The following is a 26,803-nucleotide window of genomic DNA, read 5'->3' on the forward strand; positions in this document are numbered from 1 at the left end:
CTGCTTCCCGCCATTTTCTTAAGTGTATCGCAGAGGTACCCGAGAGAAAAAACTATCGGGAAAAACCTCTTCCGCCGTAAAGCGGAAGAGCACACATCAGCGGTACTGAATTTGTACCACCGCGAGCGTTTTTTCAGGATTGAGGTACTTCATGCTGAGGGTGGCGAGGCTGGTATCGGTCACATGGCCATTAAGTGCATCTTCATAACTGACCATGCGCGTATGAATCCGGTTATTTTCCGGGCATGACAACGCAAACTGCCGCGTTTGTGCAGTCACTTCACAGGGGTCGGCGACAATCGCGCCGCGAAAATGAATGACCCCACCCTCAACAACCGTCGCCGCAAAAACCGGGGTTACAAAAAGAGAAACGAGCAGACTAAAACCAGAAGCGAGTTGAGCGATATATTTGGTCACGTGTATGTACTCCTCAATGAAAATCGTCCTTGAGGGGTAAAAGCGCTCCATTAAAGCAAACGTAGTTTCACGTTCCGGAACTTAGTTGCTCAGTTCCTGTTATCAGCATAGCTCAACGGTGAAGGCCTGCCATATTGGCAAATCATTGATTTTATGAATGATTAAAGCCTCTTCTCCGGCGGTGACCACTGCTGTGATAAATGAAGCGATTTACCATCAGAGACGGTGACAATAATGTTCACCGTATCCCCCGTACCAATATTTAAACTCAGCCGCATTAAATCGATCGTCTGATTAGCGGGGATAAAAAGCCTGTTTTGCTGGCGTGATGTACTTTGGCCACTCTGCCCTTCCCGTTCAGCCACGATTTGTACCAGACAATCACACGGCGTTGTCAGCGTAACCTGGGGAATAATGGTGGTCATATCGCCCTGCTGCGATGTGTTAAACGTTATTTGACTGGAAAGCGCGGCAAGGAGAATTAAGGTATTCATGATGCACTCCCGAAAAAAAACAGGGCTGAGGCCCTGTTTTTTTGTAGCACAGATTTCAGTATTAATACTGATAAGCTGCAGCGTGGTTACCAAAACCAATCTGGGTAACATTGACCGTAGAATTAGACGCAGTCTGATCAACCATTGCGCCGTTAAATCCACCGTACTGGCTCACATTCATTGTGGAGTCGTGACTGTTCCATTGATCAAGCGTTGCGCTGTTGGCAAAACCATTCTGAGTCAGAGAGATGGTGCTGTCGTCAGAACCTTGTCCAACATCTGCGCCATTACCGCCACCGCTCTGGCTAATAGACAGCGTTGAATCTCTGGCATTGGTCTGCAAGGCGACAGCTGAGTTACCGCCACCGTTCTGGTAAATATTCAGGGTTGAATTTGGGCCATTACCGCCTTGACCATGGCCATGACCGTGTCCATGGCCCCAGCCACCTTGATCAATGAGACCGGCCATAGCACTACCAGAAACGACGATTGCTGCAAGAGCTGCCACTTTGATAAATTTCATGGTAAAACCCCCATCGGATTGATTAAAGTCGCCGCGAATAACTAACGTTGAATAACGCGAATTGCCATTTGCGACTGTTTTTGCACTACAACTGCGTTTTTCTGTGTACCGTACTGCGTGATGCTTGCCCTATTACCCGACCCTTTCTGGATAATTTTCGCACTATTACCAAATCCGTCCTGCGTAATATCTGCATCATTCGCAAAGCCGCTCTGAGCAATATACGCAATATTATAAGTCCCTGATTGTTCAACCCGCGCCCTGTTACCTGACCCATCCTGGGAAACGATGGACAATAATTTTGAACCGTCCTGGCGCACCTGAGCGTCATTAAGTACACCCTGTTGACCAATAATGGCTGCCTGATTTAATGATGTACGGCTTAATTCATTTACCGCAAAGTTATATTCAGAGGTAGCCAAATCTGAATTCGCCGCGGTGACAACCCCAGGCGCTCCCAGTAATGTAAACATCATAAATAACGATGTGTTTTTCATGTTGCCACCCTGGACCTGGCTGTTTTAAAAGACTTCAGGTTAGAACAACGCATATTTTGTTAACGCGTCGTTACGGTGAAGAGTATGTCTGCCAAAACACGTTAAATATCTCACCCGCGCGGCTTATTTTTATTTTTCAGGTCACCTCAAAGTAGTAATCCCTGAACAAAAATAGCGATAAGCGAAGCCATTTAATTTTTATAAAGCCTTATCCCTCGCAAATGGGTGAAACATCGCAGCGGCTGTTCCGACGCGAGAGAGGAAGGGTTAAACGTAACGACAGGATGACATTAACGTTAACGTGTGACACAGGACGCGATTTCTTAAGGCGAAGCGGCATGCATTCCGTAGGTTAGATTTTTTTTGAAACTCATACTTTAAAATTTCTGAAAAAGAATAGCATAAAAACATTAAAATCAGTCACATACTAATATTTGTATGATTTTTAAAATCTGTGCAGCATTATTTAGCTGTACAACTTTTTCATCAATTAAAGGCTTTCAAGAAGGTACGCATTCATAAATTAATATTTATTTTTACATTTTGTTACACGTTTAACACTTGCTTTAAACTTCGTAAAAGCTAGATTGAAATTAGAAGTACGAAATTCGTTTTATATTTTCCTCCCCTGTGGAGGTTATGGTTTGATTCTACACACAGCAGCGCAACATCTGTCAGTACTTCTGGTGTCCTCTTTTCGCAGGAGGACAACTGCCAGGTGTCATAAAAAGTGGGGTTTCATCATGTATAATGAAGTCCATAGTTTACATGGTCATACATTACTGTTGATCACAAAACCTTCTTTGCAGGCGACCGCTTTATTACAACATTTAAAGCAATCTTTATCACTGAACGGGAAATTGCATAATATTCAACGTTCTTTCGATGATATTGCACCTGGCTGCATTATTCTTTTCGATATGATGGAAGCGGATAAAAAGCTCATCCATTACTGGCAAGATACTTTGAGCAGGAAAAACAATAACATCCGCGTGTTATTATTGAATACGCCTGACGAGTATCCTTTCCGGGACATTGAAAGTTGGCCGCAAATCAATGGCGTGTTCTACGTCACTGAAGAAGAGAATCGGGTGGTAGAAGGCCTGCAAGGTATCTTGCGAGGAGAGTGTTATTTTTCGCAAAAGCTGGCCAGCTACCTTATCACGCACTCCGGAAATTACCGCTACAACAGTTCAGAGTCAGCACTGCTAACGCACCGCGAGAAAGAGATCCTGAACAAATTGCGCATTGGTGCTTCAAATATTGAAATCGCCCGTTCGTTATTTATCAGCGAAAATACGGTAAAGACGCACCTTTATAATCTTTTCAAGAAGATAGCTGTTAAAAACCGAACTCAGGCGGTTTCATGGGCAAACGATAACCTCAGGCGTTAATCACATGAAACGCACCATGAGTTGGATTGCCGCAGCGGGCTTTCTGCTCGCTGCCGGGAACCTGAAGGCCGTCGAGGTCGAAGTTCCCGGATTGTTAACGGACCATACTGTCTCTTCTGTCGGACACAATTTTTATCGTGCCTTCAGTGATAAATGGGACAGTACGTATCCTGGAAATATAACAATCAACGAGCGGCCCAGTGCACGATGGGGAAGTTGGATAACAATAACGGCTAATCAGTTCGTTATTTATCAAACATTTTTATTTCCCACCAAAATAGACTTCGATAAAAACGTAGCCTTGGCGCTGGCGCAATCAGAAGACGCTATTAATCGCATGCAAATAGACAAAGCGCTATTAAGCACAAGAGATTTAGCAAAAGACGAGTTCTAGCGAACCTATATCCGGAGGCTGTCATGCGTATTGCATATGCAGTTGTTTCGATAATGCTCATCACCCCATTAAGCTGGGCCGGGAATATGACATTCCAGTTCCGTAATCCCAACTTTGGTGGTAACCCGAATAATGGGGCGTTCATGTTGAATGAAGCCCAGGCGCAAAATTCTTATAAAGATCCCAGCTTCAAGGATTTTAGCGTGGATACGCCATCTGCACTGGACAACTTCACCCAGGCGATCCAGTCGCAAATTCTGGGCGGTTTGCTGACCAATATCAACACCGGCAAACCCGGCCGCATGGTGACCAATGACTTCATTGTCGATATCGCCAACAGGGACGGGCAGCTCCAGTTGAACGTTACCGATCGTAAAACCGGAAAAACCTCAACCATTCAGGTTTCCGGTTTACAAAATAACTCGACTGACTTTTGAACAACCCCAAAATAAGGACAACGATCATGCAGCGCTTCCTGATACTTGTTGCAGTGTGCTTATTGAGCGGTTGTTTAACTGCTCCACCTAAAGAAGCTGCAAAACCGACATTAATGCCTCGGGCTCAAAGTTATCGTGATTTAACCCATTTGCCTGCCCCGACAGGTAAAATATTTGTCTCCGTCTACAACATTCAGGATGAAACCGGGCAATTTAAACCTTACCCGGCAAGTAACTTCTCTACGGCCGTACCGCAAAGCGCCACCGCCATGCTGGTGACCGCGCTGAAAGATTCGCGCTGGTTTATTCCACTGGAACGTCAGGGGCTGCAAAACCTGTTAAATGAACGAAAAATTATTCGTGCGGCGCAGGAGAATGGTACCGTTGCAGATAATAACCGCATGCCGCTGCAATCTCTGGCTGCGGCGAACGTTATGATTGAAGGGTCGATTATCGGTTACGAAAGTAACGTGAAATCTGGCGGTGCTGGCGCACGTTATTTTGGTATCGGTGCAGATACGCAATATCAGCTCGACCAAATTGCCGTTAACCTGCGTGTCGTTAACGTCAGTACCGGGGAAGTGCTCTCTTCGGTAACCACCAGCAAAACCATACTTTCTTATGAAGTGCAGGCCGGGGTGTTCCGCTTCATTGACTATCAGCGTCTGCTGGAGGGTGAAATCGGTTATACCTCTAACGAGCCGGTGATGATGTGCCTGATGTCAGCCATTGAAACCGGAGTTATCTTCCTGATAAATGATGGTATCGACCGCGGGCTGTGGGATCTGCAAAACAAAGCAGACGTGCAAAACCCGGTACTGGTGAAATACCGCGATATGTCGGTTCCTCCGGAATCCTGACAGGACGCGCATAAAAAAAGGCGAGATAGTTATCTCGCCTTTTTTTATTCACTCACCGCTGGCACGTTTTGCGCTTTTTCTCGTCGTGCCGCCAGCCACAGACCACTGTTCTTCATGGCATAGCCAAACAGCAACCCCAGCGCCAGCGAGGGGACCACCATCTTCCAGTCACCCTGCCCCGCAAAGGTGGCACACGCCCCCATAAAGGTGCCGGGTACAAACGACAGCAACAGATGCTTTGCCTGAACGCACATCAAAAAGGCGACCACGCCCGTCATGATATAGCCGAGGATCTCCAGATGCGGAGCGAGCGCACTGCCCTTCATGATAACCAGCGCCCAGATAACGCCGCTCATCAGCGTGCAGCCAGAGATAAAAAGCCCTTTGATCCCACCCTGCGGGCAGGCGAAGTAGGCCGTGCAGCCGAGAAATCCAGCCCAGCTGAGCAGTCCGAGAGAGACGGCCACCCATCCCCAAAGTCCGGAGAGGATACCTGTTGTGAGTGCGATACAAAGTAATATGTTCATGGCGCGCATCTTAGCAGAAGCGCGCCATGAAAATGAGATCAGAAGCACATTATATGCAAGATAATGCGTTGCGTTGCAGAACTAATGTGATCATGATCACTCTTCATTCTCTTCTTCCAGCTCATCCCACATTGCAGCGATGGCGTCACGCGTCAGGGGAGCCAGCGTTCTCCAGAATGGCGAGGTGGCATGCGCTTCAACTTTCCCAAGGAATGTCCCGACCCACGGCAGCAGGTACATTTCGAACAAGGTTTCGATGGCTTCGTTCTCATCGTCACCGGCGTGGTCCTCAATCCAGGATGCGGCCAGCAGCAGCGTACCGATATGATCGGCAGGCGTGTCGGTCAGCGGCATGCCGCGCTCTGAAAGAAAAGCGCGCACTTCCGCTTCCGTTGCCCCTTCCTGCCAGGCAGAGCGGTAAGGTGAAACACGGCACTCTTCCCCCACAAACAGCGCGTTGTAATCTGTGGAGATTTGCTGCATGTCGCAGCTTTTCTGCAGTCGCTCCAGTAAATCATCCTGTTCCAGCGGCCAGTTCTGCGCCAGTTTCCCTTCACGAATTAATGTAAAGAGCGGGACCAGCAGCGGGTCTTGAGGCTGGCGGTAGTACAGCGTACCCAGCACGCGGCAAAGGATGGAAAACTCATTCATTTTTTTATTCCATTACACAATTAAAGATCGGCAAATTCGGCAATCGGTTCCATTCCGCGCGACTCAAGGAAATCGAGCATGCGACGAGGGGTCACGTTCAGGATTTGCGCTTCCGGGAAGTTAACATCATTCAGCACTTTCAGGCACTCGCTGAAATCACCCAGTGTGAACGCAGTATGGGAATCTGAACCCAGCGCCACCATGCCGCCGGCATCACGCACTGCGGCCGCCACTTCGCGGCAGTTCGCTTCACTGCCCTTACGCGAGTGCACGAAGGAGGAGTTGTTAATCTCCAGCGCCACGCGATGCTTCGCTGCCGCCTGCGCGACAGCCTGAATATCAATTGGGTACTTCGGGTTGCCAGGGTGGCTAATAATATGCACGTTGCCGCTGGCAATGGTGGCAATCATCGCCGCGGTGTTGGTTTCTTTATCCTGAGGCGCAAAGACAGGTTCATGGAAACCGGCGAGAATAAGGTCAAGAGATGTCAGCATCGGGCCGGTGCAGTCGATCTCACCGTCGGTATTTTTAATGTTCGCCTCAATGCCACGCAGTATCCCAATACCGTCCACCAGGCGTGGCCAGATCCGCATATTCACAAAATGCCAGTAGTGCGGCGCATCCGCCATATCCGGGCCATGATCGGTGATCGCAAAAAGCCTGATGCCCTTGAGCTTCGCTTGTGCAATGTAATCATGGAGGTTGCTATACGCGTGGGTGCTGGCGACGGTGTGCATATGCAGGTCAACGGGATACATCTCTCTCTCCTCTGCGGTTTTTCCAAAGGATAGCAGTTATCTGCTGCGATTATTAGCAAAAACCCGGCTAACGCCGGGTTTCACTCAGTAGCCGCGCGTTCTGTCGACCTGCCCGGTCACCGCGTTGCCCTGCTCTATCTCACTGATGGTGTGCGTAATATAGGCCACCGCCTCTGCCGGACGCGTCACGGCGGCGACATGTGGGGTCATCGCCACGCGCGGATGTGCCCACAGCGGGCTCTCTGCCGGCAACGGCTCGCGGCTGTACACATCCAGCATCGCGCCTTTCACCTTGCCACCCTCAAGGGCTTTTAGGAGATCGGCTTCCACCAGATGAACCCCGCGCGCCAGATTCATCACGTAACTCTGATCCGCCAGCTGATTCATAAGCGCGCTATTAATAATGCCGACCGTTTCCGCCGTATTCGGCAGCAGATTGATCAGTACGCGCGTCCCCTTCAGAAACGCCGGGAGTTCATCTGTTCCGGCAAAACTCTCAACGCCAGGATAGTTCTTGCGGCTGCGGCTCCAGCAGCGCAGCGGGAAGCCCCACGGTGCCAGCGCTTCGGCCACTTTTGAGCCGAGCACGCCCGCCCCGAGAATACCGATGGTAAAATCTTCACGCTGATACTCAGGCAGCGGCTCCCAGCGGGATTGCAGTTTTAAGGCCTGATAATCGTCAAAACGTCGGAACCAGTGCAGCACCTGACTCACGGCATATTCCTGCATTTGCTGGCCCATGCCGGTATCTTCCAGGCGGAACAGGGGGATTTCCTCCGGCAGCATTTCAGGGTGCGCTTTCAGTTTGCTCAGAATGGAATCCACACCGGCGCCGAGGGCAAAAACGGCCTTCAGCTTGCGCCCCTGGAGCATCTCGACCGGGGGATGCCACACCAGCGCGTAGTCTGCATGTTCGTTATCACCGCGCTTCCATTCACGCACGCGCGCCCCCGGTAACGCTGCCGAAAGTGCCTTAATCCAGTAAGCCGTATCAAAAGTGGGGTGATAGAAGATAATATCCATACTCATTCCTGCCTTTTTTGCGCTGTTTTATTTTCATTTTCAACTGGATTGCCAGCATAACAAATTTATCGCCGGACCGCGTTGCCGATAAAAAAGGCGCTTTCAGCACATTTAAGAAACATGTTGTTTGAAGTTTGTCTAAATGCGCTAATTTACTGAAAAAGTGTGTTGACGGCTGTTCGGCTTTTCCTTACATTAGCGCCCGTCCCGACAACAACGGGATGACAATATGGTGAGGTGTCCGAGTGGCTGAAGGAGCACGCCTGGAAAGTGTGTATACGGCAACGTATCGGGGGTTCGAATCCCCCCCTCACCGCCATATTCAAGACAAGAGCTCGTACGAAAGTACGGGCTTTTTTCTTTTATAATCTCCGAAAAGGGGGGGAAGAGAATCCCCGACCGGGGTTCGACAACTGGCGACAGCCAGTTGGACAGACTGCGAGCGCAGCGAACAGGCTGCCCGAAGGGCGAGCGAAGCGAGTCAATCCCCCCCTCACCGCCATATTCAAGACAAGAGCTCGTACGAAAGTACGGGCTTTTTTCTTTTATAGTCTCCGAAAAGGGGGATGAGAACCTTGAGCCCCCTGCGTTCTCTATGTCGGGTGGCGCTGCGCTTACCCGACCTACAAAAAACTACTCTTCAACCATCCGTGCATACTCTTCTGTAAGAAAATCCACCAGCGCCCTGACGGACGGCAGTAATCCGCGTCTTGATGGATAAACCGCATGAATCACTTCTCTTTTTGGCTCCCACGCCTCCAGCACCCGAATCAGCTCTCCTGATGCCAGCTGATCTTTCACCATCAATATCGGCAGTTGCACCACACCGATGCCCGCCATGGCCGCTTCACGCAGCGCCAGCATGTCGGTGGTAATCAGGCGCGGGGTAAAATGGATTTCTGCTTTCGCGCCTTCCGGGCCGCATAATTCCCATTTATGGATATGCTTGCCCTCGCCCATACTCAACCCGGGCCAGGCGCTGAGTTCTGACGGCATCGACGGTTTTCCCAGGCGTTCAATCAAGGCCGGGCCCGCGACCAGGCAATGTCCCCGGTCGGCAAGCACCCGTAATACCAAATCGCTGTCATCAAACGGACGGGGACGCACGCGGATCGCCACATCCACACCTTCCCCCACCAGATCAACCCGCCGGTTCGTTGCTTCCAGCTGAAGGTTGATCCCGGGATAGCGCACCATAAAGCGCGCCAGCATCGGGCCGACATGCACATGCAACAACGTGACAGGACAGGTGAGCCTGACGATACCGCGCGGTTCCGCCTGCAGCGCGGCCACGGCTTCTTCCGCCGCTTCCGCTTCAACCATCATGGCTTTGCAGTGTTGATAGAACGTCTGCCCGACCTCCGTTACCGTAAATTGTCGCGTTGTACGTTGAATTAACCGCACGCCGAGCCGCTCTTCAAGCTGCGCAATACGGCGGCTCAGCCTGGACTTAGGCAGATCGAGTGCCCGCCCTGCTGCAGCAAAACCACCGTAGTCGACCACTTTCACAAACCACACAAAGTCATTGAGATCCTGCATAAATCCTCATCGTTCTATTTTCAGAACAGTGAATGCCATTTTCACTCTCTACCGGAACATTAACTCTGAATATAAGCTAATTACATCAACAGAACATCAGGAGTTCATCATGAAAAACGTAACAGGCGTCTATACCGCACCCCGTCAACACTGGGTTGGCAATGGTTTCCCGGTGCGTTCGATGTTTTCTTATCAGACACACGGCGAGTCGCTGAGCCCGTTCTTACTGCTGGACTACGCAGGCCCGCATACCTTCCCGGCGGACGGCACAAAACGCGGGGTGGGCGAGCATCCGCATCGTGGTTTTGAAACGGTCACCATCGTCTATTCCGGCGAAGTGGAGCATCGCGACTCCACCGGCAGAGGCGGCGTCATTGGTCCAGGCGACGTGCAGTGGATGACAGCCGGTGCAGGCATTCTGCATGAAGAGTTCCACTCCAGCGCGTTCGCGCACAAAGGCGGAGAACTCAAGATGATGCAGCTTTGGGTCAACCTGCCGGCGAAAGACAAAATGGCCACGCCGGGCTATCAGAGCATTACCAAAGCCGATATCCCGGTGGTGACGCTGCCCGACAACAGCGGCTCGCTGCGGGTTATCGCTGGTCACTACGACGATGTTAGCGGCCCGGCGCATACCTTCTCGCCGCTGAACGTGTGGGACATTGCCCTCAACCAGGGCAGCCACGTCACACTCAGTCAGCCAGAGGGCTGGAGCACGGCGCTGGTGGTGCTGGAAGGCCATGTCACGGTGAACGGTACGGCTCACGCGGGAGAAGCACAGCTGGTGGTCATGAGTCAGGAAGGTGACAGGTTACACCTGGAAGCCAGCAGCGATGCCAAAGTACTGCTGATGGCCGGTGCGCCGCTGAATGAACCGATTGAGGGCTACGGCCCGTTCGTGATGAACAGTAAAACCGAAATCAATGAAGCCATTCGTGATTTCAACTCCGGCCGTTTCGGCCAGATCTAACCGTAATAAAGGAGATGAACATGTCTACACCTGCCAACTTTAATGGAGCACGTCCGGTCATTGATGTGAACGATGCGGTGATGTTGCTTATCGACCACCAGAGTGGCCTGTTCCAGACCGTCGGCGATATGCCGATGCCAGAGCTGCGTGCCCGTGCGGCGGCTCTGGCGAAAATCGCGACGCTTGCGAACATCCCGGTGATCACCACCGCTTCCGTCCCGCAGGGCCCGAACGGTCCGCTCATCCCGGAAATTCATGCCAACGCGCCGCATGCACAGTATGTGGCACGTAAAGGGGAGATCAACGCCTGGGATAACCCGGAATTTGTGGCTGCGGTTAAAGCCACCGGACGTAAGACGTTGATTATCGCCGGTACCATCACCAGCGTCTGCATGGCGTTTCCGTCGATTAGCGCAGTAGCGGATGGCTATAAAGTCTTTGCGGTGATTGATGCGTCCGGTACTTACAGCAAAATGGCGCAGGAGATCACCCTGGCCCGTGTGGTGCAGGCGGGCGTAGTGCCAATGGATACGGCTGCCGTTGCCTCTGAGATCCAGCGGACATGGAACCGTGAAGATGCGGCCGAGTGGGCAGAAGTCTACACGCACATTTTCCCGGCGTACCAGCTGCTGATCGAGAGCTACGGTAAGGCGCAGGAAGTGGTGAAAAACAGCGAAGCGCTCGATTCACAGCGTTAAGCGCGCGTGCTGTGACCAAAGCTGATTAAGGCTTAACCGAACACGCACTAAAGCTGAAAATCTGCTTGACCGTTTTAGCGCAACTCCCTATAGTAGCGCCCCGTTGCCCCCCAAGCGGTCAGGCAGCAAAACAATATGGTGAGGTGTCCGAGTGGCTGAAGGAGCACGCCTGGAAAGTGTGTATACGGCAACGTATCGGGGGTTCGAATCCCCCCCTCACCGCCATATTCAAGACAAGAGCTCGTACGAAAGTACGGGCTTTTTCCTTTTATAGTCTCCGAAAGGGGGGGATGAGAACCTCCGACCGGGGTTCGACAACTGGCGACAGCCAGTTGGACAGACTGCGAGCGCAGCGAACAGGCTGCCCGAAGGGCGAGCGAAGCGAGTCAATCCCCCCCTCACCGCCATATTCAAGACAAAAGCTCGTACGAAAGTACGGGCTTTTTTCTTTTATAGTCGCCTTATCCCGCCGACAAGCCTCGTAGGCCCGTGCAAGCGTAGCGCCGCCGGGCGAAACCCACAAAGCGCACATTGCCAGCTGTCTGAGCCCGTATAGCAATACGGGCTACCACGATTAATTGTTCAGTTTCCCTGCGTTCTGCTCTCTCACGACAGAAGTCGTCTGTTCTGGATTCGCAGCAGGTTCATCTTTACGCTCTTCCAGCCAGTAGTCCGCATTTTTAATCCCCAGTCGAATCGGGTCAAAGTGCGGATCCACCCCCTGCGCATTCTGAATTTCATAATCCTTAAGGCTGGCAAACGCTTTTTTATGTAAAAGCACAATGGCAATAATGTTAAGCCATGCCATCAGCCCTACCCCAATATCCCCCAGCCCCCATGCCAGATCCGCCGTACGAACTGTGCCATATACCGTTGAAGCCATCAGGCATAATTTGAGCACGAATGTCAGCCATGGACGGTGAATTTTACGGTTGATGAAGGCGATATTAGTTTCAGCAATATAGTAGTAAGCAATAATGGTCGTGAAGGCAAAGAAGAACAGCGCAACAGCAACAAAGTAATTACCAAAGCCTGGCATCATACTTTCCATTGCCGTCTGCACATAGCCAGGCCCTGCTGCCACGCCGGAAATACCGGTGTAGAGTGCAGCACCGTCAATGCCCTGCACGTTATACAGACCGGTGATCAACAGCATAAACCCGGTCGCCGAGCAGACAAACAGCGTGTCGATATAGACCGAGAAAGCCTGAACCAGCCCCTGCTTCACCGGATGGCTCACTGCCGCCGCAGATGACGCATGCGGCCCGGTACCTTGCGCCGCCTCATTGGAATAGACCCCGCGCTTAACGCCCCACATGATAGCCTGACCAAGAATGGCACCAAAACCAGCTTCCAGACCAAAAGCGCTTTTCCAGATCAACAGAATCACACCAGGAAGCTCGGTAATATTAATGGCGATAATAACGCAAGCCACAATAATATAGCCGAGCGCCATAAACGGAACGACCATACTGCTAAAACTGGCGATCCTTTTCACACCACCGAAAATAATAAAACTTAACAGTACGGCAAGTAATGCTGCCGTGACATTTGGATCAAGCCCAAATGCAATATCCAGGCTGGCACCAATCGAGTTTGCTTGTACCCCTGGCAGTAATAAACCGCAGGAGAAAATGGTGACGACGGCAAATAACCATGCATACCATTTAACGCCTAATCCTTTTTCAATATAAAAGGCAGGACCGCCACGATATTCACCGTTGATTTTTTCTTTATAAACCTGGCCCAACGTAGATTCCACAAACGCAGAGCTGGCCCCCAAAAACGCCACAATCCACATCCAGAAAAGTGCGCCCGGTCCACCGAAGGTAATAGCGGTGGCGACGCCAGCAATGTTCCCGGTCCCTACACGCCCTGCCAGCGTCATCGTCAGTGCCTGGAACGACGATACGCCAGCATCGGTAGGACGCCCCTGGAACATCAAGGTAATCATATGTTTTATATGACGTAACTGCAAAAAACGACTACGTAATGAGAAATAGAGGCCGACACCCAGACATAAAAATATTAACGCCGGGCTCCAGATAACACCGTTAATTGCACCAACCAGTTCGTTCATGTATGACCCTCAACGTGATGTTCCAGGGAAACGGTTCCCCATGGGATTTTCTTGTTAGAATGTTGTTTGAATCAGTACGAAACATAGAGAATTAGACACAATACACCAACTTAATTTTCACATCTTAGTAACATTATGTGACAACATTCACGTTTAAATTTGAGCGAACAATTAGCGCGATCATGATATTCATGGGTACTTTGTGGATATTATAAATACACATCACATTTCGCTGAGCGTGATAAAAAAACCAGCGTCAAAAATGAATAACCGACATGATGAATTCCGCAAGACAGGCAATCTTTTAAAAGACAACCAGACGCGAGTCGTGAGAAGAAATAAACGAAGCTTCCCGGCATTACGCCGGGAAGGGATGACAGGTGAGCGGTAAAACGGCGATGTTTTACCGTCAGTCGGAATAGACTCCCAGCGTGCGCTGGCACAGCGCCGACCGCACACAATCTTCTTTGGTAAAGCGTACTACCCCAATCATGTCGTCTTCCTCAAAACGTGACATGGCGTCGCTCAAGCCGGATTTCACGCCGGATGGCAGGTCGCACTGGGTAATATCGCCATTGACGATAACCGTCACGTTCTCCCCGAGGCGCGTTAAGAACATCTTCATTTGCGCAGCGGTCACGTTCTGAGCCTCGTCAAGAATGACGACCGCATTTTCAAATGTACGTCCGCGCATATAGGCGAACGGCGCGATTTCCACCTTGCCAATCTCTGGTCGCAGGCAGTACTGCATAAAGGATGCACCCAGTCGCTTCACCAGCACGTCATAAACGGGCCTGAAGTAAGGGGCAAACTTCTCCGATATGTCACCGGGCAAGAAGCCGAGATCTTCATCAGCTTGCAGTACCGGACGGGTAACAATAATTCTCTCCACGTCCTTATGGATCAGGGCCTCCGCTGCTTTGGCTGCACTGATCCAGGTTTTCCCGCATCCGGCTTCACCGGTTGCAAAGATGAGCTGTTTACTCTCGATAGCATTCAGGTAGTGCGCCTGAGCCTCATTGCGCGCCACAATTGGGGAATTATCACGGCTGTCCCGCGCCATGCCAATTGCTTCTACGCCACTCATCTGCACAAGCGAGGTGACCGATTCTTCTTCACGCTGTTTATGACTACGTGAATCCCGTCTCAGCACACGTTTTGCTTCGCGACGAGCTTTGATCACTGCTTTTTGTCTTCCCATGGATAGCACCTTGAGTTGTTGGTATTCATCACACGCGCCAGTTTCGGCACGATTATGCGCACGAACATCAGAGGGTTGGCTTCCTTGTAAGCCATTGCTTGCCTTGCCGGATGACGATACAGAATAGCTACGCGCACCATTCTGCACGTCGGTAGAATCTGGTTTCTGAATAGAAGGGGAGAATTTAGTGGTGAGGAAATCGCTGCCGGAGTCTGAGCCTCCGCGCCGGGTACTGCGGTTGTTGTGTTTACCTTGTCCAGTACAGGACGATACCATTCGCGATCTCCATAGTGATTCAGCATCACTGCCGGGAACTACCGCTGTCTTATCTTAAGTACATCAGGGATTATCATAAATGCAACATTTATTTTACCTGAATGCAACTTTTAAGACTGCTCCTGCAGTTGAAAACAGTCTCATACAGGTATATTACAGAAATATAACAGAGGGATAGTCATATGAAAAAATAATGTCCCCGCGAACTATCGCAGGGACAATTATCAGGCTTCTATCAGCCCTTGCGCGAGCCAGGCGTTCGAATCGCGCACGCCGGGCAGCGCGAAGAAATAGCCGCCGCCGATAGGTTTAACGTACTCTTCCAGCGCTTCGCCGTTTAACCGCTTCTGCACGGTGAGGAAGCCCTTCTCCAGATCGTGCTGATAGCAGACAAACAGCAGCCCCATATCCAGCTGACCGGAATTGGTCACCCCCAGCGAGTAGCTATAGCCCCGGCGCATCATCAGGCTTGACTGCGTCTCTTTGGTGCGCGGATTCGCCAGCCGGATATGGCTGTCCAGCGCAATGGTATCGCCATTAGGATCGCTGGCGTAATCCGGCACATCATGCTCGTGCTTCATGCCAAGCGGCGCCCCGCTCTGCTTGTCACGGCCAAAGATCGTCTGCTGCTCTTTAAGCGGCGTGCGATCCCAGAATTCCACATGGAACTGAATCACCCGCACCGCCTGATAGCTCCCGCCGACGGCCCAGGCAGGCTCACCCTGATCGGCTGTGACCCAGACGACCTCTTTCATTAGCGCGCCGTTGCTGCTGTCCGGGTTGGCGGTGCCATCCTTAAAGCCCAGCAGGTTCACCGGCGTCTCTTTGCCTTTGCTGCGGGCAGCATGGTCAGAGATAAACCCTTCCCGCTTCCAGCGCACGCTCAACAGATCAGGCGTGTGTTTGATGATATCCCGCAGAGCGTGGATCACCGTGTCCTGCGTGTTAGCGCAAATCTGCAGGAGCAGATCGCCGTGGCAGAGAGCAGCATCCAGCGAGTCATTCGGGAAACGCGTCATTTTTTGCAGCGCTTTCGGCTTCTGTTTTGCCAGCCCGTAACGTTCATCAAACAGCGATTCGCCCAGCGACACCGTAATGGTCAGGTTATCCGGGGCGATGAACGACCCTAAGATCCCCGAGTCCATAGGCGGCAGTCGTGGGTTTGGCGTTTCTGGCGCCGGTCCCCCTGCAGTCAAAAACGCGATGCGGGTGGTGAGCAGGCGAAACAGGCGCTCCAGGTCAGCTTTATCACTTGCCAGCGAATCAAAGGCCACCAGCATCATGGAGGCCTGCTGTGGTGTCAGAATGCCCGCCTGATGTTCGCCATAGAAAGGCTGCGTCTCCATACGGGCATCCGGTGACAGCGTACCGGGCGCACTTTGCGGTTTTACCGCATGCGCCACCGGACACCCTCCGGCCAGGGCAAATGTGCCCCCCAGCGCCCCTACCCCTTTCAACAACCGACGACGTGAAGGTTCCGCCACGTCGTATTCGTCATGCTTGTTCATCGTGCTTAGTCCAGACCCAGTACGCCACGCAGCAGGGAGAGATCTTCCGCCAGGGTGGTAATCGGGCCTTTCAGCGCGTTACGGTCGGCGTCGGTCAGTTTGTCGTAGGTTTCAAACCCGTCTTTGGTGCGGTACTTCGCCAGAATGGTGTCGACTTTCTTAAAGTTGGCATCCACTTTCGCCAGCAGCTCGCTGTTCTCTTTCTGCAGCTGTGGGCGCAGCAGGTTAACAATTTTCTGCGCGCCATCGACGTTCGCCTGGAAATCCCACAGATCAGTGTGGCTGTAGCGATCTTCTTCACCGCTGATTTTGCTGGCGGCCACTTCTTCAATCAGTCCGGCCGCACCGCCCACCACTTTAGATGGCGGGAAGGCCAGCTCGCTGATGCGCTTTTGCAGCTCCAGCACGTCGCTGTTGAGCTGATCGGCATACTTCTCCATCCCTTTGGTGGAGTTATCGCCAAACAGAGCTTTCTCCAGGCGGTGGAAGCCGGTGAATTTTGGATCGGCCGCTTTCTGCTCGTAATCGTCTTCACGGGCATCAATGCTGCCATCAAGATCGGAGAACAGCTCCGCAATCGGCTCAATGCGCTCGTAGTGCTGACGGGTGGGCGCATACAGGGATTTCGCTTTGTCGATATCGCCCGCTTTCACCGCATCCGTAAAGGCTTTGGTTCCCGCTGCCAGGTCTGCCGTCTCTTTGATGACATACGCTTTATAAGCGGTGATGGCATCGCCCAGGCTCAGCAGGGCCGTGCCTTTCGCGGCATCCGCTGTGGCATTTCCCTTAACAATGAGCTTACCTTTCGGGTTGGTCAGCAGACCGCAGGTCATGTCATATTCACCCGGCTGCAGGTTAGCCGTCATTTTCTGGCTAAAGCCCGGCGCGATATTTTCGCGCTCTTCCACGACCATCACGCCTTTGAGAATTTCCCACTCCAGCGCTTTCTGGCTGTGGTTCTGAATAATAAATTGTGTCTTACCGCTGTTGACCGTAATGGTCATCGGCTCACACTGCTTATCATTCACCGTCACCTTGACCTGTGGAATATCAGCAGCCTGAGCGGCGAAGGCAGAAGCAACAAGCGCTGCCACACCAACCTGTAACGCACTACGACGAAATTGAATTGCCATGACCCTTCCCTTTTAAAAGTATGTTGTAACTACAGTAAGCACATCAGGGCGCAGTACGCGACGGCTGAGCGCTGGGGCGCGATGGCATAAAGAACAGCGCCAGCGCCGGAATAAGATAGATAAAGTACATCGCCACTTCACTGACGCTTGGCGTTTCCTGATAGCCGAAGATCCCTTCGAGCAGCGTGCCGGTCAGTGAATGGGTAGAAAGAACATTGCTAAGATCGAACGCCACATCCTGGAAGTGGTTCCACAGACCCGCCTCATGGAAAGCGCGAATCGCCCCTGCCGCCAGCCCTGCGGCCACCAGCAAAATGAACAGGCTGGTCCATTTAAAGAAGGCCCCCAGGTTCAGGCGAATGCCGCCCCAGTAGAGCAGGAAACCCAGCACCACGGCCGTTGCCAGCCCCAGCATCGCCCCCAGCGGTGGCCAGATCCCCACATCCTGCTGAAAGGCAGCCAGCAGGAAGAAAACGGATTCCAGGCCTTCACGCGCCACGGCGAAAAAGACCATCATGATCAGCGCCCAGCCGTGATGATTTCCCTTCTGCAGGGCATTATCTACCGCCTGCTCCAGTTGCACCTTCACGTTACGCGAGACTTTACGCATCCAGAACACCATCCAGGTGAGGATCACCACCGCTATCACGGCAACGATACCTTCGAACAGCTCCTGCTCTTTCTGCGGGAATTCACCGGTGGTTTCATTGATCAGAATGCCCAGGCCAAGACAGAGCGCAGCGGCGAGGAAAACCCCTATCCACATCACCCCAATCCAGCGTCCGCGCTGGGTTCGCTTCAGATAACTGGCGATGAGGCTAACAATGAGGGCCGCTTCCAGGCCTTCGCGTAACATAATGAGAAATGGAACAAACATGCAGACACCTTAAATGTTTATCGCGGTCAACTGATGCAAAGAAAGGTAAATTCTTGTGATAGTGATTATCATTACGGCGATAAGAAAAACAAGCGAAATGTGTGGTTTTTGATGACGAGTTGTAAACGCATCGCGGGGTAATAGTTGCGCTCGTGACGTTCCGGTTTATAAGGTATAACGAAAATGCCCATTTACGGTTAATCAGCGCTGTGGCTAAATATCCGCCTCGCAAACTAACCGAAAATAAACCATGTTTAAGATTGTCCATTTCCTGCTGGCGCTGGTGATTATTCTTGCGCTTGCCTGGCTGGTAAGTTTTGACCGCCGAAAAATTCGCATTCGCTTTGTTTTACAGCTGATCGTTATTGAAATTGCGCTGGCGTTCTTTTTCCTGCACGCCGAAAGCGGGTTATTCCTGATTAAATACGTCTCCGGTTTCTTTGAATCACTGCTGAAATTTGCCGGCGAAGGGACCAATTTCGTCTTTGGCGGAATGGGTGAAAAAGGGCTGGCGTTCATTTTCCTCGGCGTGCTTTGCCCGATTATTTTTATCTCCGCACTCATTGGTATTCTTCAGCACTGGCGCATTCTGCCGATTTTTATTCGGCTGATTGGCACGCTGCTGTCAAAACTGAACGGCATGGGCAAGCTGGAATCCTTTAACGCGGTGAGTTCGCTGATCCTCGGACAGTCTGAAAACTTTATTGCCTACAAGGGCGTACTGGGCGATCTCTCGTCACGTCGTCTGTTCACCATGGCGGCCACGGCCATGTCGACCGTCTCCCTGTCGATTGTCGGTGCCTATATGACCATGCTCGACGCTAAATTTGTGGTGGCGGCGCTCATTCTGAACATGTTCAGCACCTTTATTATTCTCTCCGTCATCAACCCGGTTCGCCCGGAAGCGGAGCCGGATATTAAGCTCGAAAAACTGCATGAATCCCAGAGCTTCTTCGAAATGCTGGGCGAGTATATTCTGGCCGGTTTTAAAGTGGCGATGATTATTCTGGCGATGCTGATTGGCTTTATTGCGCTTATTAGCGCCATTAACGCCCTCTTCTCCAGCGTATTTGGCATGAGCTTCCAGCAGATCCTGGGCTATGTGTTTTATCCGCTGGCGTGGCTGGTGGGTATTCCGCTGAGCGATGCCTTAAATGCCGGCAGTATTATGGCAACTAAGCTGGTAGCGAATGAATTTGTGGCGATGATTGAGCTGCAAAAAATTGCGCATCAGATGTCATCGCGCGGGCTGGGGATTTTATCCGTGTTCCTGGTGTCGTTCGCCAACTTCGCCTCTATCGGTATTGTCGCAGGTGCAATCAAGGGCCTGAACGAGCAGCAGGGCAACGTGGTGTCGCGGTTTGGTCTGCGTCTGGTGTATGGCGCGACGCTGGTGAGTTTGCTGTCGGCGAGCTTTGCGGGCCTGGTGCTGTGATGTGATGCCGGGTAGCGCGCAGCGATCCCGGCCTACGATGCAACAACGGCGGGTTATCCCGCCGTTTTCATTAAAACTGCACACACACCGGCTGATCGACCCGCATCACTGACTCCTGCGCAAAGCGGGATTTATAGATCCCGCGTAACGCCTCAATGTTCTTCTCGCTCTGCGCATCTTTTCCGTGGATCAGCATCAACGCCTTGCTCGGCTCACGCGCCACTTTACCGTCGTTGCCCAGCCACTGTCCGCGCGCATCAAACACCGTTAAGCCATCACGAAAACGCGGCGTCACGTCCCGGTCAACAAACTGCTGCCATTCGTCGGGGGTGATCTGCGCCCCGGCCGGACGATTTAAGCCGAAATAAAGCGTGGTCTGCTGCATCTGGTTATCCACTTTGCAGGTGTCAGTCGCCGTATGCTGCGACGGTGCCGTACAGCCAGCCAGCATCAGGAATGCCGCTGCCAGTAACCCTGTTTTGATTGTCATGCTTCGCTATCCTCATTGTTATAAGTGCAGCGATATCACCGTAAATTACGGATTTTGGCAAGAAAAAAGCCGGGTGGCGCTGACGCTCACCCGGCTTACAGTGTGCAGGAAGAAAAATTACTCAGCCTGGAGCTTCGTCGGCGGCGCAGTGTGGTAATGGGCATCCGCTTCCGCAAAGCGTTTCTGCATGGAGGCAGACGGCGCTTTACCCAGCAGGCTAAAGACCACAATACCGAGACTGCCGAAGATGAAGCCCGGGATAATTTCGTACAGGCCCAGCCACGCGAACTGTTTCCAGACGATAACCGTGACCGCACCAATAATCATCCCCGCCAGCGCGCCGTTACGGGTCATACGCGACCACATCACGGAGAACAGCACCACCGGACCAAACGCCGCACCAAAGCCCGCCCACGCGTAGCTTACCAGACCCAGCACGCGGTTTTCCGGGTTCGACGCCAGCGCAATGGCCACCAGCGCCACCACCAGCACCATAAAGCGCCCTACCCATACCAGCTCTTTCTGGCTTGCGCCTTTACGCAGGAATGCCTTGTAGAGGTCTTCGGTGATCGCACTGGAGCAGACCAGCAGCTGGCAGCTCAGGGTGGACATCACCGCCGCCAGAATAGCGGAGAGCAGAATACCGGCAATCCATGGGTTAAACAGCACCTGCGCCAGCTCGATAAACACACGCTCGGCGTTCTGGTTTACCGCGCCCGCCTGCGCCGGGTTGTTGTTGAAGTATGCAATGCCAAAGAAGCCCACCGCGCACGCCCCTGCCAGGCAGAGGATCATCCACGTCATACTGATGCGACGCGCATGAACGATGGTGTGGTGAGAGTAGGCCGCCATAAAGCGCGCCAGGATATGCGGCTGACCGAAATAGCCCAGACCCCAGCCCATCAGGGAGACGATGGCAACAAAGTTCAGCCCTTTCAGCATATCGACGTTTTCAATGCTCTTCTGCTTGATCACTTCCAGCGACTCGCCAAAACCACCTACGGTGAAGATCACAATCACCGGGGTCAGGATCAGGGCGAAAATCATCAGGCTCGCCTGCACGGTGTCGGTCCAGCTTACCGCCAGGAACCCACCCACGAAGGTGTAGAGGATGGTAGCCGCCGCACCGGCCCACAGGGCGGTTTCGTAGCTCATGCCGAAGGTGCTTTCGAACAGACGCGCACCGGCCACAATGCCGGAGGCACAATAAATAGTGAAGAACAGCAGGATCACCACCGCCGAGATAATGCGCAGGATGCGGCTGTTATCTTCGAAACGGCCGGTGAAATAATCCGGCAGCGTCAGGGCGTTGTTGTTCACTTCGGTATGCACGCGCAGACGGCCTGCTACCAGCTTCCAGTTAATCCACGCCCCGAGAGTCAGGCCAATGGCGATCCAGCTTTCAGAGATGCCGGAGATGAAAATCGCACCCGGCAGCCCCATCAGCAGCCAGCCACTCATGTCCGATGCCCCCGCAGAAAGCGCAGTCACCATTGGGCCTAAACTGCGGCCACCCAGAATGTAGTCGTCAAAGTTCTTTGTAGAACGCCATGCCAAAAACCCTATCAGGATCATGCCAAAAATATAAACGAGAAATGTCACCAGCATCGGTGTGCTCATTGCCATTCAAATTCTCCAAAAGTCGAGCGACAACCGTCCGGGTTGCCTTGTTATGTCATCACCGGAACGGGGTGATGGGTATCTGTGTTTCTGTTGGCCGCGCGTATCCTGCCGTAAGCAGTGCTCGCACACAAACGATTTAACACTGCATTTACATCAAATTCATCCCCGGTTTTATATGTCTTTCCTATAGGTTGCACTCGCTCACATTTATACGGGTTGCACCTTTTAAAAGTGTTAAGTACCGCATAAAAACAGGCTTCGTATGCAGAAGCCAGCGCTTTTTTCCAGCTAACCATCTGTTAACAATCCATTCATTTTTCAGCTTGCTAGCCGGGTCACATTTAACACGGTTGCACAAAGTTGCAACATGGTGGATATTTCAGGCTAACCACCGAACACGATCAAAGAACAACAGGAGTTTTGGCATGGGCATGACCACCATGGGGGTTAAGCTGGATGACGCAACCCGCGAACGGATTAAGACCGCAGCAACCCGCATTGACCGCACGCCGCACTGGCTAATCAAGCAGGCAATTTTTAACTATCTCGAACGGCTTGAGAGCGACGAAGGTCTGCCCGAGCTGCCCGCCCTGCTGGCAGGTGCCGCCAATGAGAGCGAAGACGCGCCGGTTGCTGGCGACGAGAATCATCAGCCGTTCCTGGAGTTCGCGGAGCAGATCCTGCCGCAGTCCGTCAGCCGCGCCGCCATTACCGGTGCGTACCGCCGTGCTGAAACGGACGCCGTGCCAATGCTGCTGGAGCAGGCTCGCCTGCCTGAAGCCGTCGCCGCGCAGGCGCACAGCCTGGCGTATCAGCTGGCCGACAAACTGCGTAACCAGAAAACCGCCAGCGGCCGTGCCGGTATGGTGCAGAGCCTGCTGCAGGAGTTTTCCCTCTCCTCCCAGGAAGGCGTGGCGCTGATGTGTCTGGCAGAAGCACTGCTGCGTATTCCTGATAAAGCCACCCGCGATGCGCTGATCCGCGACAAAATCAGCAACGGCAACTGGCAGTCACACATTGGCCGCAGCCCGTCGCTGTTCGTTAACGCCGCCACCTGGGGTCTGCTGTTTACCGGCAAGCTGGTCTCGACCCACAACGAAGCGAACCTCTCCCGCTCCCTGAACCGTATTATCGGCAAGAGCGGCGAGCCGCTGATCCGCAAAGGCGTGGATATGGCGATGCGCCTGATGGGCGAGCAGTTTGTTACCGGTGAAACCATCGCCGAAGCGCTGGCCAACGCCCGCAAGCTGGAAGATAAAGGGTTCCGCTACTCTTACGACATGCTGGGTGAAGCGGCCCTGACCGCTGCCGACGCGCAGGCCTACATGGTCTCTTACCAGCAGGCGATCCATGCCATCGGTAAAGCGTCCAACGGTCGCGGTATTTATGAAGGTCCGGGCATCTCCATCAAGCTCTCCGCCCTGCACCCGCGCTACAGCCGCGCGCAGTACGACCGGGTGATGGAAGAGCTCTACCCGCGCCTGAAATCCCTGACCCTGCTGGCGCGCCAGTATGACATTGGCATCAACATCGACGCCGAAGAGGCAGACCGTCTGGAGATCTCGCTCGATCTGCTGGAAAAACTGTGCTTTGAGCCAGAACTGGCAGGCTGGAACGGAATTGGCTTTGTTATTCAGGCCTACCAGAAACGCTGCCCGTTCGTTATTGATTACCTGATTGATCTGGCCAGCCGCAGCCGTCGTCGCCTGATGACCCGACTGGTAAAAGGCGCTTACTGGGACAGCGAGATCAAACGCGCCCAGATGGAAGGTCTGGAAGGCTACCCGGTTTACACCCGCAAGGTTTACACCGACGTCTCTTACCTCGCCTGTGCGAAAAAACTGCTCGGCGTACCAAACCTGATCTACCCGCAGTTCGCTACCCACAACGCTCATACCCTGGCGGCGATCTACACCCTGGCCGGGCAGAACTACTATCCGGGCCAGTACGAATTCCAGTGCCTGCACGGCATGGGTGAACCGCTGTACGAGCAGGTCACCGGTAAAGTGGCAGAGGGCAAGCTGAACCGTCCGTGCCGTATTTATGCTCCGGTGGGTACCCATGAAACCCTGCTGGCGTACCTGGTGCGTCGTCTGCTGGAGAACGGGGCGAACACCTCCTTCGTTAACCGCATTGCCGATACCACTCTGCCGCTGGACGAACTGGTTGCCGATCCGGTGCAGGCCGTTGAGAAAATGGCGGCTCAGGAAGGCCAGATTGGTCTGCCGCATCCGAAGATTGCCCTGCCGCGCGAGCTGTACGGCAAAGGCCGCATCAACTCGGCGGGTCTGGATCTCGCCAACGAACACCGTCTGGCGTCCCTCTCTTCTGCCCTGCTCAACAGCGCGCTGCAGAAATGGCAGGCCAAACCGATGCTGGAACAGCCGGTCGCAGACGGCGAGATGCAGCCGGTGATCAACCCGGCAGAGCCAAAAGATATTGTCGGCTACGTGCGTGAAGCCACGGAAGCGGAAGTGGAGCAGGCGCTGGAAAGCGCGGTAAACAACGCGCCAATCTGGTTCGCCACCCCGCCGCAAGAACGTGCCGCCATTCTGGAACGCGCCGCGGTGCTGATGGAAGATCAGATGCAGTCGCTCATTGGTATCCTGGTGCGCGAAGCGGGGAAAACCTTCAGCAACGCCATCGCCGAAGTCCGTGAAGCCGTCGACTTCCTGCACTACTACGCAGGCCAGGTGCGCGATGATTTCGATAACGAAACGCACCGCCCGCTTGGTCCTGTGGTCTGTATCAGCCCGTGGAACTTCCCGCTGGCGATCTTCACCGGCCAGATTGCCGCCGCGCTTGCCGCAGGCAACAGCGTGCTGGCCAAACCGGCGGAGCAAACCCCGCTGATTGCCGCTCAGGGGATTAACATCCTGCTGGAAGCGGGCGTACCAGCGGGCGTGGTGCAGCTGCTGCCTGGGCGGGGTGAAACAGTGGGTGCGAAGCTCACCGCGGATAACCGCGTGCGCGGCGTGATGTTTACCGGCTCGACCGAAGTGGCCTCCCTGCTGCAGCGTAACATCGCCACCCGTCTGGATGCCCAGGGCCGCCCAACGCCGCTCATCGCGGAAACTGGCGGCATGAACGCCATGATTGTCGACTCCTCCGCGCTCACCGAGCAGGTAGTGGTAGACGTGCTGGCCTCCGCCTTTGACAGCGCGGGTCAGCGCTGCTCCGCCCTGCGCGTGCTGTGCCTGCAGGACGACGTGGCCGACCACACGCTGAAGATGCTGCGTGGTGCCATGGCCGAGTGCCGCATGGGCAACCCGGGCCGCCTCACCACCGATATCGGGCCGGTGATCGACGCGGAAGCCAAAGCGAATATTGAAAACCACATTCAGGCCATGCGTGCCAAAGGCCGTCCGGTGTTCCAGGCCGTGCGCGAGAACAGCGAAGATGCCCGCGAGTGGCAGACCGGCACCTTTGTGCCGCCTACGCTTATCGAACTGGCAAGCTTCGACGAGATGAAAAAAGAGGTCTTCGGCCCGGTCCTGCACGTGGTGCGTTACAACCGTAACAACCTGAATGCATTGATTGAGCAGATCAACGCCTCCGGCTATGGCCTGACGCTCGGCGTGCATACCCGTATCGACGAAACCATCGCCCAGGTCACCGGCAGCGCCAAAGTGGGCAACCTGTACGTCAACCGCAACATGGTTGGCGCGGTCGTGGGCGTGCAGCCGTTCGGCGGCGAGGGGCTCTCCGGCACCGGTCCTAAAGCGGGCGGCCCGCTCTACCTGTACCGTCTGCTGGCGAACCGTCCTGAGCGCGCGCTGGGCGTGACGCTGGCACGCCAGGACGCGGACTATCCGGTGGATGTCCAGCTGAAAACCGTGCTGACGCAGCCGCTGGAAGCACTCATCACCTGGGCGGAAAAACGTCCTGAGCTGCGCGCTGTCGCACAGCAGTACGGCGAGCTGGCGCAGGCTGGCACGCAGCGTCTGCTGCCGGGTCCTACCGGCGAACGCAACACCTGGACGCTGATGCCGCGTGAACGCGTGCTGTGCGTGGCGGATAACGAACAGGATGCGCTGGTTCAGCTGGCCGCCGCGATGGCAACGGGCTGTGAAGTGCTGTGGCCGGAAGACGGTCTGCACCGCGATCTGGCGAAGCAACTGCCGAAAGCGGTGTCTGCCCGCATTCACTTTGCGAAGCCTGATGCCCTGCTTGCGCAGCCGTTTGACGCGGTTATCTACCACGGTGATTCCGATCAACTGCGCGAACTGTGCGAGCAGGTTGCGGCCCGCAGCGGGGCGATTGTTTCGGTGCAGGGCTTCGCCCGCGGTGAAACCAACCTGCTGCTGGAGCGCCTGTACGTGGAGCGTTCGCTCAGCGTCAACACCGCGGCGGCGGGGGGTAACGCCAGCCTGATGACAATCGGCTAACGCTGTGCTAATAAGGCTCCGGAGACGGAGCCTTATTTTATTGGGGAGTGTATGAAACGATTTATTATCGCAGGTGCAGCACTGCTGCTCAGCGCCAGCACGCTGGCCGACGAGTGCGACAACGCCACTACGCAGCTTGAACTGAACACCTGTAGCGCGCAGCAGTACCAGGCCGCTGATAAAAAGCTCAACCAGACTTATCAGTCCGCCATTAAGCGTGCGGCGGCCCCACAGCGTGACCTGCTGAAAAAGGCGCAGCAGGCGTGGATCGCCCTGCGCGATGCGGATTGCAATTTTATCGGTTCTGGTACCGAGGGAGGCAGCGTGCAGCCTATGATCATTAGTCAGTGCCTGACGGAGAAAACCGTGGAACGCGAGGCGTTTCTGGCCTCGCTGATGCAGTGTGAAGAGGGCGACTTAAGCTGTCCCCTCACCCCATAGGGGCGAGGGAGAAAAGACAGCACAGAACAGTCCCCTCTCCCTGTGGGCTGAGGGATCCCCAGTAATATGGTCATGCCACCATGACCATATTACTGTACTCTTTTCCCAGCTTTTTCATCTCGTTAACTATATTCAGCCGTCTCACTTTCCCGGGCTCATGCCGGATGAC

At 53.7% G+C, this 26,803-nt stretch carries 25 protein-coding genes, 2 tRNA genes and 2 other RNA genes; 13 read left to right on the forward strand and 16 right to left on the reverse strand.

Annotation, left to right across the window (positions count from 1 at the left end; genetic code table 11):
- Positions 1–96: 96 nt before the first annotated feature.
- From PUZ33_RS15010 to csgB, 4 genes are all read right to left on the reverse strand, one after another.
- Positions 97–417 carry a type 1 fimbrial protein gene (locus PUZ33_RS15010; RefSeq protein WP_038985522.1) on the reverse strand — a complete coding sequence of 107 codons (321 nt, stop codon included), beginning with the start codon at positions 415–417 and terminating at the stop codon, positions 97–99.
- A gap of 161 nt (positions 418–578) precedes the next feature.
- Positions 579–911: a curli assembly chaperone CsgC gene (csgC, locus tag PUZ33_RS15015; protein WP_023620193.1), complete on the reverse strand. Its 333-nt coding sequence runs from the start codon at positions 909–911 to the stop codon at positions 579–581.
- Positions 912–972: 61 nt separating this feature from the next.
- Positions 973–1,434, reverse strand: a complete 462-nt coding sequence (gene csgA / locus PUZ33_RS15020) for a curli major subunit CsgA (RefSeq protein ID WP_023620194.1) — start codon at positions 1,432–1,434, stop codon at positions 973–975.
- Positions 1,435–1,475: 41 nt separating this feature from the next.
- Positions 1,476–1,931 carry a curli minor subunit CsgB gene (gene csgB / locus PUZ33_RS15025; protein WP_058680549.1) on the reverse strand — a complete coding sequence of 152 codons (456 nt, stop codon included), beginning with the start codon at positions 1,929–1,931 and terminating at the stop codon, positions 1,476–1,478.
- Positions 1,932–2,674: 743 nt separating this feature from the next.
- Between csgB and csgD the strand changes: the two genes are divergently transcribed.
- From csgD to csgG, 4 genes are read left to right on the forward strand one after another with little or no spacing between them, the layout of a single operon-like run.
- Positions 2,675–3,325, forward strand: a complete 651-nt coding sequence (csgD, locus tag PUZ33_RS15030; RefSeq protein WP_058680550.1) for a biofilm master transcriptional regulator CsgD — start codon at positions 2,675–2,677, stop codon at positions 3,323–3,325.
- Positions 3,326–3,329: 4 nt separating this feature from the next.
- Entirely contained in the window at positions 3,330–3,719 is a 390-nt protein-coding gene (gene csgE, locus PUZ33_RS15035; RefSeq protein ID WP_023620196.1) for a curli production assembly/transport protein CsgE, read from the forward strand.
- 23 nt (positions 3,720–3,742) lie between these two features.
- The gene (gene csgF, locus PUZ33_RS15040) at positions 3,743–4,156 is read left to right on the forward strand and encodes a curli production assembly/transport protein CsgF (protein WP_013097173.1); all 414 of its coding nucleotides are present in this window, start codon (positions 3,743–3,745) and stop codon (positions 4,154–4,156) included.
- A 26-nt stretch (positions 4,157–4,182) separates the two neighbouring features.
- Positions 4,183–5,016 carry a curli production assembly/transport protein CsgG gene (csgG, locus tag PUZ33_RS15045; protein ID WP_028027948.1) on the forward strand — a complete coding sequence of 278 codons (834 nt, stop codon included), beginning with the start codon at positions 4,183–4,185 and terminating at the stop codon, positions 5,014–5,016.
- Positions 5,017–5,060: 44 nt separating this feature from the next.
- On the opposite strand, the gene PUZ33_RS15050 is transcribed toward csgG, so the two are convergent.
- The 4 genes from PUZ33_RS15050 to ghrA all read right to left on the reverse strand — a co-directional run bounded on the left by PUZ33_RS15050 (position 5,061) and on the right by ghrA (position 7,975).
- Positions 5,061–5,543, reverse strand: coding sequence for a DUF1097 domain-containing protein (locus PUZ33_RS15050; protein ID WP_274205344.1), 483 nt, complete (start codon positions 5,541–5,543; stop codon positions 5,061–5,063).
- 96 nt (positions 5,544–5,639) lie between these two features.
- On the reverse strand, positions 5,640–6,194 hold the full coding sequence (locus PUZ33_RS15055) for a TorD/DmsD family molecular chaperone (protein ID WP_013097176.1): 555 nt from the start codon (positions 6,192–6,194) through the stop codon (positions 5,640–5,642).
- Between the two features lie 20 nt (positions 6,195–6,214).
- Positions 6,215–6,952 carry a phosphatase gene (locus PUZ33_RS15060; protein ID WP_023622347.1) on the reverse strand — a complete coding sequence of 246 codons (738 nt, stop codon included), beginning with the start codon at positions 6,950–6,952 and terminating at the stop codon, positions 6,215–6,217.
- Between the two features lie 84 nt (positions 6,953–7,036).
- Positions 7,037–7,975 carry a glyoxylate/hydroxypyruvate reductase GhrA gene (gene ghrA, locus PUZ33_RS15065; RefSeq protein ID WP_058681259.1) on the reverse strand — a complete coding sequence of 313 codons (939 nt, stop codon included), beginning with the start codon at positions 7,973–7,975 and terminating at the stop codon, positions 7,037–7,039.
- 231 nt (positions 7,976–8,206) lie between these two features.
- Here ghrA and PUZ33_RS15070 point away from each other — a divergent pair.
- A tRNA-Ser gene (locus tag PUZ33_RS15070) sits at positions 8,207–8,294 on the forward strand.
- Between the two features lie 45 nt (positions 8,295–8,339).
- Positions 8,340–8,477, forward strand: a non-coding RNA gene (locus tag PUZ33_RS15075) — RtT sRNA.
- A 131-nt stretch (positions 8,478–8,608) separates the two neighbouring features.
- Here PUZ33_RS15075 and PUZ33_RS15080 read toward each other — a convergent pair.
- Positions 8,609–9,514, reverse strand: coding sequence for a LysR family transcriptional regulator (locus PUZ33_RS15080; RefSeq protein WP_020689639.1), 906 nt, complete (start codon positions 9,512–9,514; stop codon positions 8,609–8,611).
- 109 nt (positions 9,515–9,623) lie between these two features.
- Here PUZ33_RS15080 and PUZ33_RS15085 point away from each other — a divergent pair, with 109 nt between their 5' ends.
- From PUZ33_RS15085 to PUZ33_RS15100, 4 genes are all read left to right on the forward strand, one after another.
- A complete protein-coding gene (locus PUZ33_RS15085; RefSeq protein WP_058681260.1) occupies positions 9,624–10,484 on the forward strand; it encodes a pirin family protein in 861 nt (286 codons plus the stop codon).
- Between the two features lie 20 nt (positions 10,485–10,504).
- Positions 10,505–11,182, forward strand: a complete 678-nt coding sequence (locus PUZ33_RS15090) for an isochorismatase family protein (RefSeq protein WP_020689641.1) — start codon at positions 10,505–10,507, stop codon at positions 11,180–11,182.
- Positions 11,183–11,319: 137 nt separating this feature from the next.
- Positions 11,320–11,407, forward strand: a tRNA-Ser gene (locus tag PUZ33_RS15095).
- 44 nt (positions 11,408–11,451) lie between these two features.
- Positions 11,452–11,589, forward strand: a non-coding RNA gene (locus PUZ33_RS15100) — RtT sRNA.
- A gap of 167 nt (positions 11,590–11,756) precedes the next feature.
- On the opposite strand, the gene PUZ33_RS15105 is transcribed toward PUZ33_RS15100, so the two are convergent.
- From PUZ33_RS15105 to efeU, 5 genes are all read right to left on the reverse strand, one after another.
- Positions 11,757–13,262, reverse strand: a complete 1,506-nt coding sequence (locus tag PUZ33_RS15105; protein WP_038419085.1) for an alanine/glycine:cation symporter family protein — start codon at positions 13,260–13,262, stop codon at positions 11,757–11,759.
- A gap of 409 nt (positions 13,263–13,671) precedes the next feature.
- The gene (gene phoH, locus PUZ33_RS15110) at positions 13,672–14,463 is read right to left on the reverse strand and encodes a phosphate starvation-inducible protein PhoH (protein WP_058681261.1); all 792 of its coding nucleotides are present in this window, start codon (positions 14,461–14,463) and stop codon (positions 13,672–13,674) included.
- A 500-nt stretch (positions 14,464–14,963) separates the two neighbouring features.
- Complete coding sequence (gene efeB / locus PUZ33_RS15115) at positions 14,964–16,247, reverse strand: iron uptake transporter deferrochelatase/peroxidase subunit (RefSeq protein ID WP_058681262.1); 1,284 nt, start codon at positions 16,245–16,247, stop codon at positions 14,964–14,966.
- Between the two features lie 5 nt (positions 16,248–16,252).
- Positions 16,253–17,380, reverse strand: coding sequence for an iron uptake system protein EfeO (gene efeO / locus PUZ33_RS15120; protein WP_013097185.1), 1,128 nt, complete (start codon positions 17,378–17,380; stop codon positions 16,253–16,255).
- 43 nt (positions 17,381–17,423) lie between these two features.
- Positions 17,424–18,257, reverse strand: a complete 834-nt coding sequence (gene efeU, locus PUZ33_RS15125; protein ID WP_013097186.1) for an iron uptake transporter permease EfeU — start codon at positions 18,255–18,257, stop codon at positions 17,424–17,426.
- A gap of 250 nt (positions 18,258–18,507) precedes the next feature.
- On the opposite strand from efeU, the gene PUZ33_RS15130 reads away from it, so the two are divergent.
- Entirely contained in the window at positions 18,508–19,692 is a 1,185-nt protein-coding gene (locus PUZ33_RS15130; RefSeq protein WP_038419083.1) for a NupC/NupG family nucleoside CNT transporter, read from the forward strand.
- A 70-nt stretch (positions 19,693–19,762) separates the two neighbouring features.
- On the opposite strand, the gene PUZ33_RS15135 is transcribed toward PUZ33_RS15130, so the two are convergent.
- The gene (locus PUZ33_RS15135) at positions 19,763–20,182 is read right to left on the reverse strand and encodes a DUF3574 domain-containing protein (RefSeq protein ID WP_013097188.1); all 420 of its coding nucleotides are present in this window, start codon (positions 20,180–20,182) and stop codon (positions 19,763–19,765) included.
- A gap of 117 nt (positions 20,183–20,299) precedes the next feature.
- Positions 20,300–21,808 carry a sodium/proline symporter PutP gene (putP, locus tag PUZ33_RS15140; RefSeq protein WP_058681263.1) on the reverse strand — a complete coding sequence of 503 codons (1,509 nt, stop codon included), beginning with the start codon at positions 21,806–21,808 and terminating at the stop codon, positions 20,300–20,302.
- A 422-nt stretch (positions 21,809–22,230) separates the two neighbouring features.
- Here putP and putA point away from each other — a divergent pair, with 422 nt between their 5' ends.
- The gene (putA, locus tag PUZ33_RS15145; protein ID WP_058681264.1) at positions 22,231–26,193 is read left to right on the forward strand and encodes a trifunctional transcriptional regulator/proline dehydrogenase/L-glutamate gamma-semialdehyde dehydrogenase; all 3,963 of its coding nucleotides are present in this window, start codon (positions 22,231–22,233) and stop codon (positions 26,191–26,193) included.
- Between the two features lie 51 nt (positions 26,194–26,244).
- Entirely contained in the window at positions 26,245–26,634 is a 390-nt protein-coding gene (locus PUZ33_RS15150) for a lysozyme inhibitor LprI family protein (protein WP_058681265.1), read from the forward strand.
- Positions 26,635–26,803 lie beyond the last annotated feature (169 nt).

It is taken from the genome of Enterobacter cloacae complex sp. 2022EL-00981, from assembly GCF_028737495.1.
Taxonomy (GTDB): domain Bacteria; phylum Pseudomonadota; class Gammaproteobacteria; order Enterobacterales; family Enterobacteriaceae; genus Enterobacter; species Enterobacter cloacae.